The following is a 16,626-nucleotide window of genomic DNA, read 5'->3' on the forward strand; positions in this document are numbered from 1 at the left end:
GGATCGGCGCGGTGGTCAGCGAGCTTGGCTGTACAGCCGGGCCTCGGTCTTAGCCCCTGGCGGCATAGGCCATCTGCTACCCAAAACGCAAAGGGAACGAGCATTTCCGTGTGAGCGTGCGACCTGCCGAGTCCTTGAGTACGGCTTTTATCTTATGCTGACGAGATCCGGCAACCGGATAGAACTTGTGAGTCAAGTCGATGCGCTGCGGGACTCGTACTTCAGTATCGCGGTCTATCGTAATGATATGAGCCTTGAATCCGTCGACCCACATCGTCACTGTTGCTTTCCTGCCGGTGAAGGCAACGCTAGCTCGTGGATCAAATAGAAACGGATCGCCAAGCGTTGCGTCGCCCAGAACGCGCTGCGGAGGGGTGACACAATCCAGCTCGAAAATCAAGGACGGCTGAGCTGGCTCTATCGGCACCGGCGGAAGAGAGGGAAGCGCCACGTTTCCGGATGTCGACGTTGGTCTTACAGCAGGGGACTCGGGAACTTTCATAGTCACGGTAACGGTCGCGACAGGGCGCGTTGACGACGGTGCTGTCGAGGTAGAGCAGGCCACTGTTACGCCAGCCAAAATGCCACATAGCGCATAAAAGGCCGATACGGGAATGAGATTCGTCCGGTCGCGGATCACTGGACGCAGAGGACCCAGTCGAATCTGTTGGGCCTGGGGCGGTTGTCCGGCCCAGTAGTAGTCATGTCCGGGATCATGCGCCACGGTGCTCCTGGGCTGCGAGTGCGTGTAGACATACGACTGCCTGTAGACATACGACGCTTGGGGCAGGCGTAGTGTTGGCCGGCGATACCGAAGCGTTAGCGGGAGGACAGGTACTGCCACGGGAGGCATGGTTAGCCCGCGATTCGTGGTGATTGGGCACAAGGCTGAATCGCTCCGGACCCCATGAGAGCCGAATGACGGTCGCTTTCTCAGGGCGTAGCGATCGCTGCGCTGACTGCCGATGGGCAGGGTGTGGAACGTTTTCTAGGGAGCTTGTGCCTATGGTGGTCGGTGTTGCCGTCGCCGGTGCCGTCATCTGGCGGCCATCCAGTGAGAAGTCGGCAACGGTTGCTATATCTGAACGGCATAACGAAGTCAGCGATCGTCATGGTCCGATCTCTTGGGCGCGTCGGACCGCAGTGGTAGATCATTCGGACGGCCAACCCGCGATAGGGCCGACCTGCGGTTCCTCGGCCGTCAAACCATCCCACTGAGCGGCCATTCCTCTCTTTCTAACGTTCCAATCACGCTAGGCAACCCGGGAGGCGAAGTGCACGTCCATCTATGGCACCGAGCATCCCAAGCCTCTGGAGTGACGCCATGCACCAGCAGCCGGGCCCACAAGGCCCCTATGGGCCGCCCCCCGGCCAGCCCCAGTACGGCGGCACGCCTCCCCAGCAGCCACCCGGGTGGCAATACCCGCCAGGGTGGCAGCCCCCGCCGCCGCACCGGAAAGGCAAGGGCCCGGGCTTCTGGCTCCTCGTCATCGGGCTGCCCTTCGTCCTCCTCGTCGGCTGCATGGCGGTCGTCGGCACGCTGACAGTGCCGACTGGCACGACCAACAAGGTCGCGCAGTCCAGCGAAACCAGAAACGCGCCAGCCAAGGCCACCGACAGGGCCTCGAGCGACGAGGAGACCACTCCGTCCGACGAGCCATCGCCGACACCCAGCCCAGAGCCCTCCCCACGCAGGTACAGCGGGGTAAGCGCAAAGGTCATCAAGCTGCGCAAGAGCGATTGGACGGACGTGTGGCTTGTTACGCTCACGCATCGCGGGCAATCGAACTTCATCGTCTCGCCACTCGACGCCCGCGGTGCTGAGCAGAGCTCGATCGTCAACGAGATCGGCATCTATAAGGGAAGCGTCCTGCTCAATGAGGACGAGGGCACGGAGACAGCGGCGCTCAAGATCGACGCCGACGGGAAGTGGACGGTGACGCTCAAGCCCATTTCCAAGGCTCGGCAGTGGACCGGTGCCGGACTTACCGGCCGCGGCGACGACGTGGTGATTGTCAACCCGCCGAGCGCCGGCCTCACTACAGTGAACGCCCGTCACTCCGGGAGCTCGAACTTCATCGTGGACGCCTACACCGAGTCCAGCCGGGAGAATCTCGTCAACGAAATCGGCAGTTGGCGCGGGGAGGTCCCCCTCCCTGATGGGACGATCCTCGTCACGGTGCACGCTGACGGCGTCTGGTCCTTCAAGAAAAGCTGAGATGCGTGACGGCTGGCCTAAGACCAACGCCTCGCTTCCGGACTTCGAGACAGGCCGCCGTTGCCCCGCAAGCCGTTGTGGCGACTGACAACGGAGTGCCTCTGCCATGCGTGGCCGAGAGTCTTGCCCAGTCCTTCTGATCCGTAGCAAGGTCAGATCTGAGCACAGTCGTCCAGGGCTGGCATGAGCGCCTGGATATGCGCCGAGGTGCCGGATGGTGTTAGCTGCCACGACAAAATGTCCAATCGGGCACGAGCACCGCGTCCGCGGCGCGGCCGCTAGCTTCCTGAGCACCGTAGCGGGTGCGGACCTGGCAGGCGTCTGGCCGTGCCGCCCCTGACTACAGCATGGGGACGCCGGAGGAACTCCCTATCGAAGCCTTCAACGGTTCCCCTCCTAACTTGTTCGGTTATGAGTCAGGACGCGGCTGAGTGCCATAATGGGCTTATGGAAGCACATGGCGGACATCCGTTTGATCCGCAAATTCTTTATGTCGATCTCACGGCCGACTATCGTAGTCTTGAGGCATGGGGCCTCCATCTCTTCAACTCGATGGCTGCTCGACTGAGAGCGGAGCTATCCGCTCTGCGGCAAGAAGATTCTCGTTTTTGGCCGCCTGAAGGATGGGTTCCCGAGGGTCCGCACTTCGTTTATGAAGATTTCCCTAGTCTGTTTCACACGCGCAGAGGTCGTGGTCCACTGTTCATAGCGTGGGACACGAATATGGTTATAGACTACTTTAACTACGGGCGAGCCTTGTGGGAGGGCAACGATCTACCGGTCGTGGCCGACGAAAACTATGCGAGCGAGCTAGAGGGTCTCCAACTGCTGATTGCCTTGTGGGTACTAAGGGATATCAGATTTATTATCCTGCCTGCGTCAATCAACGATGCGAAGAAGCGCCTCTCGGCCGAACGTAAGGCTCACCGGATCAGAGCGTTTGAAGAGTTTACTTCGGCGCTGGGCTTGGTAAGCAGTGAGCCCTCCGGGATGGATCTTCCTTCCAGAGAAGGTTTGCTGATTCTTCCGGACTCCTTACTAGAGGATGCGTTAGCAGGGCTGCCTCAGGGCTTCGATCGCGTACTTGTTGCGTCTGCAGCTCGCATGGGGATACATGTCTTCATGACAATGGACAAGGGTATTTTGAAGCAGCGCGAGGCGTTTAGATCGTTTGGGTTGTTTCTGGCGTCGCCGCTTGATCTTCTGGAAGCACTGATTGGCTGCGGAGCGTTTCACTGTATGCTCGAACCTCGTTACGCATACTGGCCAATGCCTGATCAGATGAGGGTCGGTCATTTGATTCGCGCCCTGCCGTCGTTCGATTAGGTCAGCCGCTGAATCCGAGGCAAGGATTGGCGACTCCAGCGCTGCTTTTGAAGGGAAGCCGCCTGCTGCGTGGCCTGGATGGCCTGGCCGTCACGAAGGTCGTCGCCGGAGGTAACGGAATGCAGAATGGGCCAGCGGTGCACCTGGCGCCGATCAACGCGCGAGATACGACCCGCAGTTCGGGGCCGCCGCGGTCCGGGTGAAGGATGGGTGACCACCCGTCCACGGCATCTGCCGGTGGCGGGCCGCGGGCGTGCGTTGCTCTGGCGTAAGCGGCGCTATTGATGTGACCAGACATCCTGCCCGCGTCAGACGTTCACCGAGCAGTGCCGCAGATCCCCGTGCAGGCCCGGCTGCCCCCGCTCGGTGGTCCGGATGCACGGCTGTCAGCGGGATCCGATGTTTCCATGACCTACTGAACCTGCCCCCACGGCTGGTCGGCCGATCCCGACCGGCTGGACGCAGGGCCCAGCCACTGATGCTCACTACTCCTGGACGGCGTTGCAGTGCCGCCGCCACATGCGCACGACCCACTCGTTAGCACCGATCGGCGGCTCGACGTCAAAGCGGAACGTCTGCGCCGTCTCGACCAAATACAGCAGTGGTGTTCCGTCGCGACCGTCCTCACGGTCGAGGAGAGGGCCGCCCTGGAGGCACTCGACGGTGATCACCAGGTCGAGGACACGCTGCACTGCGAGATCCAGCAAATACACGGTGATTTCCCGCACCTGTCCCTGGGCCAGGCGCTTAACCAAGACGAGTGGTGGCTGGTCTGGGGCGATGACGGCATGCGCGACCTCAGGGTGCTACCGCCGTGCGGTCGAAGACCCGACCTCAAGCCAGCAGTGCGTCCTCCAGCTTGACCACCCAGGATGGTGCGGCTTCGCGCTGGACTAGACGCCCTCCGGAACTCGGTCACCGAGGTCACCGGCGAACTCGAATACCCCAGGCCGAATCTCGCGGGATTGCGCCCGCACGTTATCGGCGAGGTCGGCTGGCCAGCGCGTCTCGGATGTCCACACGACGCCCTGCATGTCCTTCAGATGGTGCGCCTCAATGTGCTTGGACAGATCCAGGCCTGACGCATCGATCGAGATGCCGCCAAGGCGACCCTTGACCACGTCGACCATCGACAGCACCACGTCGATGCTCAAGCTCCAGGTCGCTGCACTCCTGGAGGTCACCCGCAGCGGCCTCTCTAGATTCTTGCGGAGAAGAGTCCCGAGCATCTTGTTTACCGACGCGGCCTCATCCGCGCTGACAGCAAGTCTGCGGAGCATTCGGTACAGGCGGTCACCGATCTCCAAAGCTCCTTGCAGGTCCCCGGTGTAGCGAGCAAACACATGTCGCACGATGGTGGCGTCCCGCGAGAAATCCGCCTCTCGGCCGAAACGCTCCATCTGCGCGCCGACCTGGGCAAGCACCGCTGCGAGATGGCGCGCATCACGGCGTGCTTCGAGAAGCATGACAACGCGCTCGGATTCGGCCCGAGGCGTGATCGCGGCAGCGTCATCAGCAACATGGACTCTGATCACACGGGTGATGCCGACGCCAACTGCCACATCAGTCTGCCCAGTGAACGTCACCGTCATTGTGTCGGTAGAGGCGGGCTGGGCACCTGCAGCAACGAGGAGCCGCGCCCATCGTGGGGACACGGTGATCCGCAGCCACGGCTTGGGCCTGTTTCCTCGTGCCAGTCGGCCGAGCAGGCTGTCAGGCCGCACCCGCAACATCCTTGTCACCTCCCTCCAGCTCCTTCTGCGCCGCGTCGCCGGGTTTGGCCTCTGTCACCTCAACGCGCGCTAGGAGCCCCTGCACCATGGCCGGCGCCCCTACCCCCATGATGAACGCTGGCCAGGGACCGCTCATCTGCTGGCTCGCTGCGGCCGCGACCACCGCCCCCACGGCCAACCCGACAGCCAGGACGAAAAGCCGGGCCCATCGTTCCTCGGTGCTGGGCCAGGGAAACTTGTACTTCGCTGCCACCACCGCCGCGCTCAGCCCGACCAGGCCGGCGGCCCCGCCGCCTGAGAGCCCCCACACGGCCGCTTCCATCGGGTTCATGTACCGACGGTAAATGCATGAAGCCGTCAGTGACAGGCATACGTCGCGACAGCTTCATTGTGGGACAGCATCGTCTTCCCGAGACGACTCCTGACCACATCACCCGCCGTCGAGGACCCGCCGGACCTCGGGCAATCACCGTTATCAGACAGTGGAACCGTGGTCAGCGTGGTATTGGCAATAGTCGGCATGTACTCGTGCCGGGGGCACCGCCCGGGCCCGGTGCGATCGTTCGTTTTGGGATGTATGCGTAGTTCATGTATTCACATCCATGATCATCCTTGTTGTGTACTTCAGGTATCGCGGACGGGTGAACGGAAAACGCGTGTTGACATGGCGCAGATCGAGACCCAATCTCGCATCAAGGGTTTTATGTGGAGCGGGGGTTCATGCCATGAGCCCTGGCGAAATGATTCCGCCCGGGGATACCCCGCGACAGGTTCCGACCGTCTCCGTGTACGTATGGTGCGACGACTGCGGTCGTGTGTATGTGAGGGCGTCGGATGCGGACCAGTGCCCGAAGAACTCCAGCCACCGGCCTACGAAACAGGTTCTCGTTAAGTTAAAGTGCGAAACATGTGACGTGATCTGGGACGGATGGTTTCGCAAGCCGCCCCGATGCTCACGAGCCAAGGCGGCCAACGACCATCCGCTACGAGTTGTGCGAGTATCTCCTACATGATCGAGGGCCTGTTCGACAGAGCGGCCTCACTGCTTGAGCGGCGGTTCTTGAAGAACGCCTTCCTGCCTGTCCTGTTGGTCGCTCCAGCGGCGGCGGCGCCCGCGCTCGTCCAGGAGGACCTGTTGGCCCGGCTCATCCGGTGGTGGGATGGGCAGGCCACGACAGTGCAGTTCCTCTTTCTGCTTGGCTATTTCGTGACCTGTTGGTTTAGCGGGGCCATCGTCGCGAGTCAATGGCGCAACATCATCCGACTCTACGAGGGATACCCGACGATGCGATGGCGCCCCATCAGTCGACCGGCCGTGCGATGGCACAGAGGTGAGCGTCGACGGCTTGCGTCTAATGCCCAAGGCGCTGACTATCGTACGTACCGATCATATCCGCGGGAGAGCGATATCCTCCCCACGCGACTGGGCAACGTCATACGCGCCGCTGAAACATATCCCTGGCGTCGCTATGGTGTGGATACAATCACCATCTGGCCGAGGATCTATCGTGTCCTTCCGCAGAGCACGATAAGCGACATTCAGGATGCTCGTGCCACCTTGGAATTCCTGCTGGTTCTCTCCCTTTGGTTCGTCACGGTCGGTGTTGGGAACGTAGTGTTCGCAGCAGTACTGGGTACTACTATGCTCGGCGCAGTGCTTGTGTGCGGCATTGCCTCCTTTCTTTCGTACTTGACTTATGTTTCGGCCATTCCGGCGGCCGTCGAATACGGGGAACAACTTCGGTCGGCGTTTGACGCTCACCGTCTCGACCTATTGGCCAGGTACCGCGCGCCATTCCCCAGAAATCTTGACGAAGAGCGCAAGCAGTGGGCCGAACTAATGAATTTCATTGTCAGCGGGACCGCTCTGGGATGGATCTACGATAATCAATCCATCGCTTCCACTACGGAAATGCAATGATGACGACAAGTGGCGACCTACCAGATGTCGGCCCCGGTCGGCCGATCGGCGCGACGCCCGAGGATCTTCCGCCGGACGCGGGTTTCTCTGTGGCGCCAGACGCTGACGCGACCCGGGAACCGGTCAAGGAGTGGGTCGATGACGAGCCACCTCGCGGTCCTAGCTTCGGGATGTTCTCCCGATATGCCATCGTGGCCATGATCACCGCGCTCGTCGTGGTGCTTCTGTGGAAGCTGTCCGAGTCGCGTCAGGTGCCCGTGCTAGTCGTCAAGCGGAACTTACCTGCCTACCACCTGCTCTCCATGGACGATGTGGTCCTCAGCACTCGACCAGCCGAGGAAGAGGCACACTATGCCGCTCTGCCGATTGACGGCAGGCTAACTCTGAAGCCGATCCAACGGGACGAGGCTCTCGCCACGTCGGATCTGTCTCCGAAGGTCACCGACTTTCTCGGCCATGCGGTGGTCGTCACTGGCATTTCAGTTCCTGGGGCCGGCGCGCTCGCCGGAACGCTGAGAAGTGGAGACCGCATTCGACTGATCTTTCCTGGGAGAAGCCGGAAGGTACTCGGGCTGAACGGAGTAGTGATGTCTCCTGTGACCAAGGAAAGCAATGGCCGTGCCTCGCTAGCTGTCGCACTTCGCCTCAAAGAGGCCGAAGCGCACGCCAGCGAAATCCTTTCCGACCGTGTCTTTCTGCTTCGCTCCGCGAACTGAGTACGAGGAGGTAGTCCGTCACAACGTGGCGAAACTCCTGAAGGTCTCACCTACCAAGTACAAGGTGCCGCTCCGATGCTCAAGATCGTACGAAGTGCGGCTGCCTGTCCGAGGGCTAGCGGACCACGGTGATGCCATCGGTTGGCGAATCCCTGGCGTCCCGCCCAACGTACCGGGGTTCCGTCCCTCTCTTCGAGTAGCACGTCATGGCTACCGACTCCGCCGCATGCCCCGGCCTCCCCGTGCGCGCTGCACCGGTGAGCGGCCCCGTCTGTGTCGTTGGGGAACCAGTTCGGGTCGTGATTCGAAAAGATCTTGACGATGGTGGGTTTCATCTACCTGCAGTGAGCGGGGTGGTGCCATCCGTCAATGAGCTAAGTGATTGCGACCGTCCGATTTTCATGCGGACTAATCACCCTTCTCGGACAGAGAAAACTGCGGTCAGAAGGGTGTGGACGGTAGTCGGCATGTGCCCTCGTGTGGGGACGTTGCTGTCAGCGCTGCTGTCATTTCGCCCCTGGCCTTCCGGAGGCGATTGTGCAGCCTCACCGCTGTCTGGCTGACAGAGCGTCAGTCGCCGATAACCTCCCTATATGCCTGCACCAGGCGATGAAATTGGGGCCATCCGAAGCCAAGGCATGAGCGCGCAGCAGATCTCGTGCCTGGTCTGACGGTCGAAGCACCGGTGAGTTACGGCGAAGGAGCGACGACGATGGCCTACGCGGACGAGAGGCACGGCGCTGACCGCACCGAAGCGCTCTTGTGGGCTGCCCCTACAGGGCCGCTTCCCTCACTACCCATCGATACCAGGGCTCAGGTGCTGCCCATCGGCGATCTGCACTGGTCTGACGCCGAGCGCCTGTTTCTCAAGCTGTTGCACACGGTCCGGCCGGTTCAGTATGCCAAGCTCTTCGGCGTTCCAGGTCAGGCCCAAGCTGGGATAGATGCTTACGCTCGACTCCCGCTGGACTTGACAGATAGTGAAACCGGCGGCCGGGATTACATCACCCTGCAATCGCGGCGGGTCGAATCACTAACCGCAGCCAAGATTGAGAAGGCTGTTGACGACTTGCTTGGGGGCGAATGGGGCGACAAGACGTCAACGTTTCATTTCGCTACCTCGTTCGACCTGCAGGACACGAAGCTGGACGCCGCGATCCGCCAGCAGACCGAACGCCTGGCCAAACTCGAGATCACCTTTGTCCCGTGGGGTGTGCAGGAGGTCTCTAGCCTGCTGAAAGAGCATCCTCGCATCGTTGATGACTTCTTCGGCCGGCCCTGGGTGGAACGCTTCTGCGGCCCGGAGGCAGCACAAGCCCTCGCGAACAACCTGCCCCGCCAGGACAGCAGCAAGCTACGCGCCGGGCTGCGTGACCTCTATCAGGCCGTTTTCTCCGCCCAGGGCGGGGTCCATCCCGTCGAGAACACAGCGCCCGACCACGAGTTTGTGATTTTGGATGTCGATCCCAACCGCCAGCAGTCCGAGATCCTCGACGTCGAATTGCCTGAGCCGCCTGGTGAAGGTCAAAACCTTGCGCAAGGTCCGGTGGACGGCCACACCTTCATCGCCTCGCGGCTGGGCGCCCGCCGGCAGTCGTTCAGATCTGCCCGCCACCTGCTCAACCGGACGAGCCGGACCATGCCTGCCACAGATAGCACCCTCACGGCCGACGAGTGGCTAGCTGGAGGCAAGTACCGGCTGCTTGTCGGCCGTCCAGGAGCGGGCAAGTCGAGCCTCCTTCGGTTCACGGCAACGGACCTGCTCTCGTCCCAACCGCAATCGATCGCGCTGCAGCGGGAACACGCCTCCGACCTGCCGATCTGGCTTCCGTTCGGGTTCCTGTGCCGCCATCTCGAAGCGTCGACGGAGAACTCGCTTGTCTCGGCGGCTGAAGCTTGGCTGAAGTCGCAGAGCGCCACCCACCTTTGGCCACTGGTCCAGCGCGCACTGCAGGACGACCGCTTGCTGCTCCTCGTCGACGGAGTCGATGAGTGGGGCGACGTCGGCGCAGCCGAGCGTGCTCTCGGGATCCTCGAGGCGTTCCTCGGCCGCACCAACGCCTCGGCGATCCTCTCCACGCGCCCGTACGCGGTCGACCGGCTCAACTGGACGCGCCGGTGGGCACTGGCGGAGATCACGCCGCTGACCGACCAGCAACGCCGCATCATCGCTGCCGGGATCCTCTTGCCAGTCACACAGTCGGAAGCCGCACCGGCTGCCCGGCCGATGTGGAGCGCCGGTGTCGAGCCGTTCCTCGACCAACTCGCCGCCACCCCCGAACTCGTCGAGCTCTCCCGGTCCCCTCTTTTCCTGACGTTGCTGGCCGCGACATGGCAGGGCGAGCCCTTGCCGCGGCAGCGGTTCAAGATCTATGCCCGGCTCGTCGAGTTACTCATCGAAAAGCATCCTCAGATGCGGCAGCGCGCCTCACATGCGCGAGGGGCACTGCTGACAGCCACCGAGATGACCACCCTGTTCGCCGCTGTGGCCTACCGCCTTCGCGTCAAGGATCCCGCCGGTGCCGTCACCAAGCCGGAGATGCGCAGGCTCATAGTCGAGTCGATGACGGACGACGAAGTCCTCGGCTATTCGAAACACGACGCCCGCAAGATCGCCGACGCGGTCCTTGCCATGGCAGAAGACGAGTTCGGCCTTATCGTCTCGCACGGCGCCGGTGCCTTGGGTTTCCTGCATCGGGTAGTGCTCGACCACCTGGCCGGTCAGTACCTCGCTACGCTGCCTGCCGACGAGCAGGTCAAGGACGTACAGCAGTTCATCCATGATCCGGCCTGGCGCGACGTGCTCCTCGCACTGCTGGCCGAGCAGGTCAGCCCTCACGCAACCGAATCACTGCTCACCGCGGCTCTCGACACGGGTGGCCACCGATGGGCAGACGTCGACGGATACGAATTGCTCGCCGAAGCGCTCGCCGCTGGCGTCAAGCTCACCCCGAAATCTCATACCGCGTACTCGAACCGCCTCGTCGAACGTATCGAGACCCATCCCTCGCTCCGTCATCGGGCGAACCTCATTACCGCGCTCGTCGGCACACTCGCGAGCCACTCCGCCCGAAGTCACCTGCTTCCGATCATGAAACGGTGGCTCACCGCACCTCTCCCCGTGTTCTCAACCATGTGGGAGCTGCGTGATCTCGACATCGCCGACGAGGTCGCGGCCGAGTACCTGCTCTGGGGCATCCGGCACCCCGAAGACCACGTGAAGATCAACGCGGCGAGGTCCATCGCACACCGGTTCGGCGGCCAGCCAAGCCTGGTGGACCGGCTGGTAGCGTTCGCTGAGGCCGGGCCATCCTCGGCAACGCAGGCCGCCGCCATCCTCGCCCTCGGCAACGGCTGGGCCGGGACACCCGACACAATCCGCTTGATCGACTGGGCCCGCCGCCAGCCGTCCACACCGCTCCGAGTGGTCGGCCTGCACCTGCTACAACGCGGCAGCCCGTCTGGTGACGCCGCGCTGTTCCGCCCGGAAGAACGTGACTGGCTGCTCTTACTGCTCCGCCGTGAGGACCACCTCCTGGGGCCGTGGCCCGTAGCGGACCTCGTCAACATCGCGGCCACCGGCAACGCGCAGGCAGCCGATTTCGCGCTGGAGACCTTGACGACGAACGGACGCACCGGCGGCGCCCGACGGCTTGCATGGACCCTCGCCTGCAACGCCTTCGCCGACGACAGCCGCTTCAAGGCATGGGTGGCCGCAGAACTTGCCGAGCCCAAGGGACACGGCTTGATCTTGTACGACATCGGCATGATTCCCCAGCAGTGGTGCGTCGATCCGGCATTCGCTCAAGCGCTCCATCCGTACGTGGACGCCAAACTGAGGGAGCCGGCGTACAACGTCGCCGGTCTCGCCACCGCGATGCCACCCGATGATGCCCGGAAGGTGCTGTTACGCAGCCTGGACACCTGGCGCCCCTACACCGCGGCCCGCAACCTGGTCGAGCGGTACGCAGACGATGAGCACGTCCGTACAGCCCTCACCAGCCGACTTCGCGGTGATTACACGCGCGCCGCGCCCATGGCCGGCGTTGCCATCGACATGCTCGGCCCGAAAGAGGGCTTCGCCGTCCTGGTATCCCTGCTACGCCAGCCAGGCAAACGTGGGGAAGAACCGGTCGTCGTGGCCCAGGCGGTAGCCGACGCCTGGAAGCGGTTTGAGGACGCCGCCCGGGAAGCAGGCACCGAAGGCGAAGCCGCACGGGACGTGCTCGCCACCTACGACCCGGCCGAACTGTCGATGCTGTGCATGGCGGTGAACTCCCGCCCCTTGATGTGGCACGTCCCAGCCGTCATCACCGCCTGGCCCGGGCAACCAGCGGTCCAGGAGTTCGCCGACAAGCTCTTCCATGACCCAAAGGCCATCAACTCGGGCATTTCGGACGCTATCCCGGTCACGATTCTCAGGGCCTACTGCGGCAGGACCGACGATCCCTCCCGCCGAATCCTCGACAAGACCCTCAATCTGCTCAAGCACATCGAACCAGAGCTGCGCGAAGTACTGGCCTTCGGACTGGCACGTAGCTCGCTCGCCGCGAACGAGCTCATCGACGTCATGGCAGAGTGGAGGAACGAACCCGACACCGAGGTTCGCCGCAACGCTTTCATCGGGCTCACCCAAGCGATCAAGCGTCACCAGCAAGCCCACAACAACGTAGGAGGCGCCGACACACTGACCGCCGAAATGAAGTGGCTACGCAAGGAGATCAAGGACGAGCTGTGCGCTTACGGCCTTGAACTTGAGGAGCGTCGGCAACTGGCATGGATCGGCATGCTCATGCTCGAGGACCTCACGCTCAGCGACGGTATCCAGGAAACCATCGGCCACTCAGGGCAGGCACCCGGCGTCAAACTGGATGTCCTCTACGACGGTGACGTGGATCAAATCCTGGTCGACTTGGTCGCCGAGAACTGGGAACGGTTGCGCGTACACTTCGGCGACGACCTCTTCCAGCGCCTGAAGGGCCGCCGCCATGTCATGTCAGCGCTGGCAACCGTCGCTTCCCGGTACCCCGCCATCGCGGAGATGCTCCGCGGCGAGGCCGGCACCGATGCCGCACTACGGCAAGATCGGCATTTCCTCCTGTGGGCCAAGGAAGAGAACCGGGGCAGCGAAGGAGTCCTTCGTGCGCTCGTGGCCAGGCTCGACGGCACGGCGCTCCGCAGGCATGACCAAGTCCTCGACTCAGTGCTGGACCGAGACAGCTGGAATGTGTCCGACGAGGCATTCAAGGTCATTCTCACTGAAGGCGCGATCGACGCCGGGTCAGGCCGCATCGACGTCAGCGAAAAGCTAGCCCCGTATGCCCAGCTGTTTCCGGCGGACAGCGTGTCCATCGCTGCCCTCCGTGACCTCGAATCGTGGTTCCGAACAGACCGTGCGGCTCGCGAGCACCGCGGCTGGGCCGACACGCTGGCCGTTGCGTTCGGCACAGCTGATCCGCGAGACCTGCCCGCCATTGTGACCCGCGCCCACACCCGCATCCGTATGGGCATGTCCGACCTGTATTTGCCCATGTTCACCAAGCCGCTCGTACGGCGGCTGCGAATGGATGGCGAAGCCGTCGAAGCGTTCAAGGCTGCGCTCAGCAAACCGATGGAAATCCGCGAGGACAGCCCCATATTCGCAGACCCCTGGGATCCGATTGCCGACGCATGTCCCGACCTGCAACCGCTACAACGCACGTACCTCTTCGCCGTCGCCCTGCGCCAAGCGGGCGCTCTACCTCAGCAGGACGCGGCAGCGGCCAGTAGTGTCCTGGCATCCGCATCACCCGACACCGTCGTGCACAACCCGTTCACCAACCACGAAGGCCCACTCTGCCTCGCCGTACTGGACCTCGCCGCTCACAGCCAACGACCTGGTTCGCACGCGTGAACTGCCGAGGCCTTACAGCACGCGACCTTGGCACCAGGCCGCTGACCACCGCCGATCTTCGCCTGCCTGACGTCCGCTTTTCAGGACCCTGCTGGCTACCCATGAGCTGGGGCTGAATAGTGCCTACGGTGCCCAGCGTGTGCCTGTGGTGGTCGAGGCTGCCGCCACTGTTGCCGTCACCTCGCATGGCTTTCCCTTGGCCAGGCCGGTCGACGGAGACATCACAGCGGAGGTGCGGCGCCATCAGGCATTTCCCGTTGGCGCCGCCCTCTCGGATCGTGTGGCCCCATCCCCAGGCGCGGGAGGAGACCGCCCACTGGATGCGGACAGGTCAAGTGAGAATGTGGCGCAACAGTTCGACGAGGACTGCTCCTGAGCCACCGATGAGGAGTACGGCTCCCGCACAGCCGCTGCCCTGCTTGGCTGCGCTCTTCCCCGCTTGCCGTCCAGGGCTGGAGGCCGCGGGTTGCAACTCCACGCGAATGGAGTAGTCCCCTGGGCTCCCGTCCCAGTCTGAACGGCGGTCGACGAAGAGGGACTTGTACTCGGCTGGAGTCAGTTCTCGTTGCCGCCAAGCCTCATGCCAGTCTGGTCGCCGGGCTCCTGCCGTGCGCTGCCGTTCGGCAGTTAGCTTCTCCGACAGTGCCTGTCCCTCGCTATTTGCGAACAGGCCGTCCTGGCTGGCACTGACCTCTTTCTGGAGAAGTACCTGCGCGCTCTCCGGATCGACCACGCTGATTCCCGCGGCGATTGCCTTGCCGATCCGGGGGTCTCCGTCCGCGTCGACGGCCACCACAAGGCGGACCGTCTTTGTCACGTTGACCGCGACCGTCGCTCCATGAGCGGCCGCGTAGTCCATGACATCGACCAACGCCGGCCCGTCTCCAACGGGCAGCAGTCGCCAGCCTTTAAGCGGGCCGTTCTTCTTCGCGCGGTCGGCTGCTGCCGCCTCCTCCAAGTCCCCAATCAGATGGGAGGCTGACAACTCCTTGGCGGCTCGCTGCAACTCCTTCAATTCGGCCGTGGTGACCACACCATCGGCTTCCGCACGAGTGCGCACACCAGCGAGAAAGCCTTCGTGCACCTGTCGTGCTGTGGTTTGTGTGAGGCCTGCCCGTGCTGCCAGCGTGGCGAGTTGTGCGGCTTCCTCTCCCACGATGCGGCCGTCCGCCAGTGCGTGGCCGAGCACGGCCTGATATGCGGCCACGCCCGCTGGGCGGGGCGCAGGCGGGTGCGCCATCAGGGGAAGCCGCGCGGTCAGGGTCGCCAGCCATCCATCGCTGCCCTTTCTCAAGCCGGCTGCTCTTGGTGCGATGAATCCGCTGCGGGGGTGTGGAGGCAGTTGTACTGGTCCTGGACCGGCCCACGCGAGGCGCTGCGGCGCCTCGGCGATGAACTTTGATAACGTCCATGCCAGGGTCCGAGCATCGCCAAGAGCAGAGTGCGCAGCGCTCGGCCACTCTCCCGTCACGAGGCTCGCGACGCTGTCGAGGCGATATCCGTACTGCTCAAGGTGGGTACGGGACATCACCAGCGTGCACAACCCCGGAAGACCGCTCAGCTTGATGCCGAGACGGCCTAACTCGGCCACAATGAACTTTTCCTCGAACTCCAGGTTGTGGCCAACAACCACCGCACCACTCAGATAGGCGAGCATGTCCCCGGCGACCTGCTCGAAGGTGGGAGCACCTTTGACGTCGGCATCCGTGATGCCATGGAAGTCTGCGTTGGAAATTCTGAGCCGCGGATCGATGAGTGTGGAGTACTCGTCGAGAATGACCCCGTCGCCTCGCATTCGCACGATGCCAATCTCGCAAACGCGCGAGCCCTTCCCCGGATGCAGCCCCGTGGTCTCCACATCCAAAATTGCGAAGGTCAGGCTCCGTGGATCGACACCCGGCGTGCGCGTGAGCTGGCCGTAGGTAAACATGGCGTGTAGTCCTCCAACCTGAACTTTTGGAACGAAACAATGGCAGACGATACAGCCATATACCGTCTACCTGAGCGAGGAACTGAGGCGGTTGAAGCCGCACGATTAGCGCGGTGCTCCGCCGCCAGACCGCGGTGCTGCGCCCATGCAGGATCGTGGCGCCGATCGAGTTCTACCTGTCACGGGCCGGCTCCTGGCCCTGGCCGCGCAAGTGATGGACTGGCTGCTCGCCGTCTTCGACCGGGCAGGCACACGGGTAGCGTCACTCACTAACGCCACTGGCCGTTCAGTTGCGGCTCGACCCCTACTACTGAGGGCGCACTCGGGCCGCTAGTCCTCGACACCATCGACGAACCACCTACCTGCACGTTGCACCAGCTCCACTACCGCGGAGCCTTGAGGACCGTTGGCCCTTACCCGGAAGTGCCCAACGGTGAGCTCCTCCAGCTCCTTACCAAGGTTCTGGTTCGCCCACCAAGGCAGGAGTTCCGCCCAGTAATCGATCTCCTCGGCCACCGCGTAGGTAGCCGTGAATCTCACCACCTGGTCGTCCTCGCCGAACTCGACCTCGGCCGGTTGGTAGTTGCGGTGATGGTGGGCTGGGAACTGGCTCGCCTCCCGGAGGAGGGTGCCATCGATCGAGTGATCGATAAGGTGCCGGTCGGCATGGCCAGCGTGGAGTGGTCGAGGCCGGGTCGTTCCGGGAAGAGATGCCGCCGTAGCGACAGAGCGAGTACACCAAACGGCCTCACGCTCAGCACGGTCACATGGTGCAGCATTTCGAAATCTGTGCATATAGCTCCAATTTCTGCCTTATAGTCACTTATTCATCCGCAAACGAGTGACGCTAGAGTCCAAAATGGCAATTTTGGATGGCCGAAAAGGAGCC

General features: G+C 62.9%; 10 protein-coding genes. 5 read left to right on the forward strand and 5 right to left on the reverse strand.

Features of this window, described 5'->3' with window-relative positions; all coding sequences use genetic code 11:
* The first annotated feature begins 1,522 nt into the window (after nucleotides 1–1,522).
* Nucleotides 1,523–2,218: a hypothetical protein gene (locus tag Pmi06nite_RS37415; RefSeq protein ID WP_203957965.1), complete on the forward strand. Its 696-nt coding sequence runs from the start codon at nucleotides 1,523–1,525 to the stop codon at nucleotides 2,216–2,218.
* 447 nt (nucleotides 2,219–2,665) lie between these two features.
* Nucleotides 2,666–3,544 (forward strand): hypothetical protein, encoded by an 879-nt coding sequence (locus Pmi06nite_RS37420; RefSeq protein WP_203957966.1) that lies wholly within the window; start codon nucleotides 2,666–2,668, stop codon nucleotides 3,542–3,544.
* Nucleotides 3,545–4,029: 485 nt separating this feature from the next.
* On the opposite strand, the gene Pmi06nite_RS37425 is transcribed toward Pmi06nite_RS37420, so the two are convergent.
* The 3 genes from Pmi06nite_RS37425 to Pmi06nite_RS37435 all read right to left on the reverse strand — a co-directional run bounded on the left by Pmi06nite_RS37425 (nucleotide 4,030) and on the right by Pmi06nite_RS37435 (nucleotide 5,608).
* Nucleotides 4,030–4,257 (reverse strand): hypothetical protein, encoded by a 228-nt coding sequence (locus Pmi06nite_RS37425; protein ID WP_203957967.1) that lies wholly within the window; start codon nucleotides 4,255–4,257, stop codon nucleotides 4,030–4,032.
* 180 nt (nucleotides 4,258–4,437) lie between these two features.
* Nucleotides 4,438–5,277 (reverse strand): hypothetical protein, encoded by an 840-nt coding sequence (locus Pmi06nite_RS37430; RefSeq protein ID WP_203957968.1) that lies wholly within the window; start codon nucleotides 5,275–5,277, stop codon nucleotides 4,438–4,440.
* A complete protein-coding gene (locus tag Pmi06nite_RS37435) occupies nucleotides 5,258–5,608 on the reverse strand; it encodes a hypothetical protein (RefSeq protein WP_203957969.1) in 351 nt (116 codons plus the stop codon). The genes Pmi06nite_RS37430 and Pmi06nite_RS37435 overlap by 20 nt, the downstream gene beginning before the upstream one ends.
* A 678-nt stretch (nucleotides 5,609–6,286) precedes the next feature.
* Between Pmi06nite_RS37435 and Pmi06nite_RS37440 the strand changes: the two genes are divergently transcribed.
* The 3 genes from Pmi06nite_RS37440 to Pmi06nite_RS37450 all read left to right on the forward strand — a co-directional run bounded on the left by Pmi06nite_RS37440 (nucleotide 6,287) and on the right by Pmi06nite_RS37450 (nucleotide 13,807).
* Nucleotides 6,287–7,198: a hypothetical protein gene (locus tag Pmi06nite_RS37440; protein ID WP_203957970.1), complete on the forward strand. Its 912-nt coding sequence runs from the start codon at nucleotides 6,287–6,289 to the stop codon at nucleotides 7,196–7,198.
* A 197-nt stretch (nucleotides 7,199–7,395) separates the two neighbouring features.
* Nucleotides 7,396–7,914 carry an SAF domain-containing protein gene (locus tag Pmi06nite_RS37445; RefSeq protein WP_203957971.1) on the forward strand — a complete coding sequence of 173 codons (519 nt, stop codon included), beginning with the start codon at nucleotides 7,396–7,398 and terminating at the stop codon, nucleotides 7,912–7,914.
* A 712-nt stretch (nucleotides 7,915–8,626) separates the two neighbouring features.
* The gene (locus Pmi06nite_RS37450; protein WP_203957972.1) at nucleotides 8,627–13,807 is read left to right on the forward strand and encodes an NACHT domain-containing protein; all 5,181 of its coding nucleotides are present in this window, start codon (nucleotides 8,627–8,629) and stop codon (nucleotides 13,805–13,807) included.
* Nucleotides 13,808–14,138: 331 nt separating this feature from the next.
* Here the strand turns inward: Pmi06nite_RS37450 and Pmi06nite_RS37455 are convergent, their stop codons facing one another.
* Both Pmi06nite_RS37455 and Pmi06nite_RS37460 read right to left on the reverse strand, forming a co-directional pair.
* Nucleotides 14,139–15,737 (reverse strand): 3'-5' exonuclease, encoded by a 1,599-nt coding sequence (locus tag Pmi06nite_RS37455; RefSeq protein ID WP_203957973.1) that lies wholly within the window; start codon nucleotides 15,735–15,737, stop codon nucleotides 14,139–14,141.
* 330 nt (nucleotides 15,738–16,067) lie between these two features.
* Nucleotides 16,068–16,280: a hypothetical protein gene (locus Pmi06nite_RS37460; protein ID WP_203957974.1), complete on the reverse strand. Its 213-nt coding sequence runs from the start codon at nucleotides 16,278–16,280 to the stop codon at nucleotides 16,068–16,070.
* Nucleotides 16,281–16,626 lie beyond the last annotated feature (346 nt).

Source organism: Planotetraspora mira (genome assembly GCF_016863275.1).
In the GTDB taxonomy this organism is placed as follows: Bacteria; Actinomycetota; Actinomycetes; order Streptosporangiales; family Streptosporangiaceae; genus Planotetraspora; species Planotetraspora mira.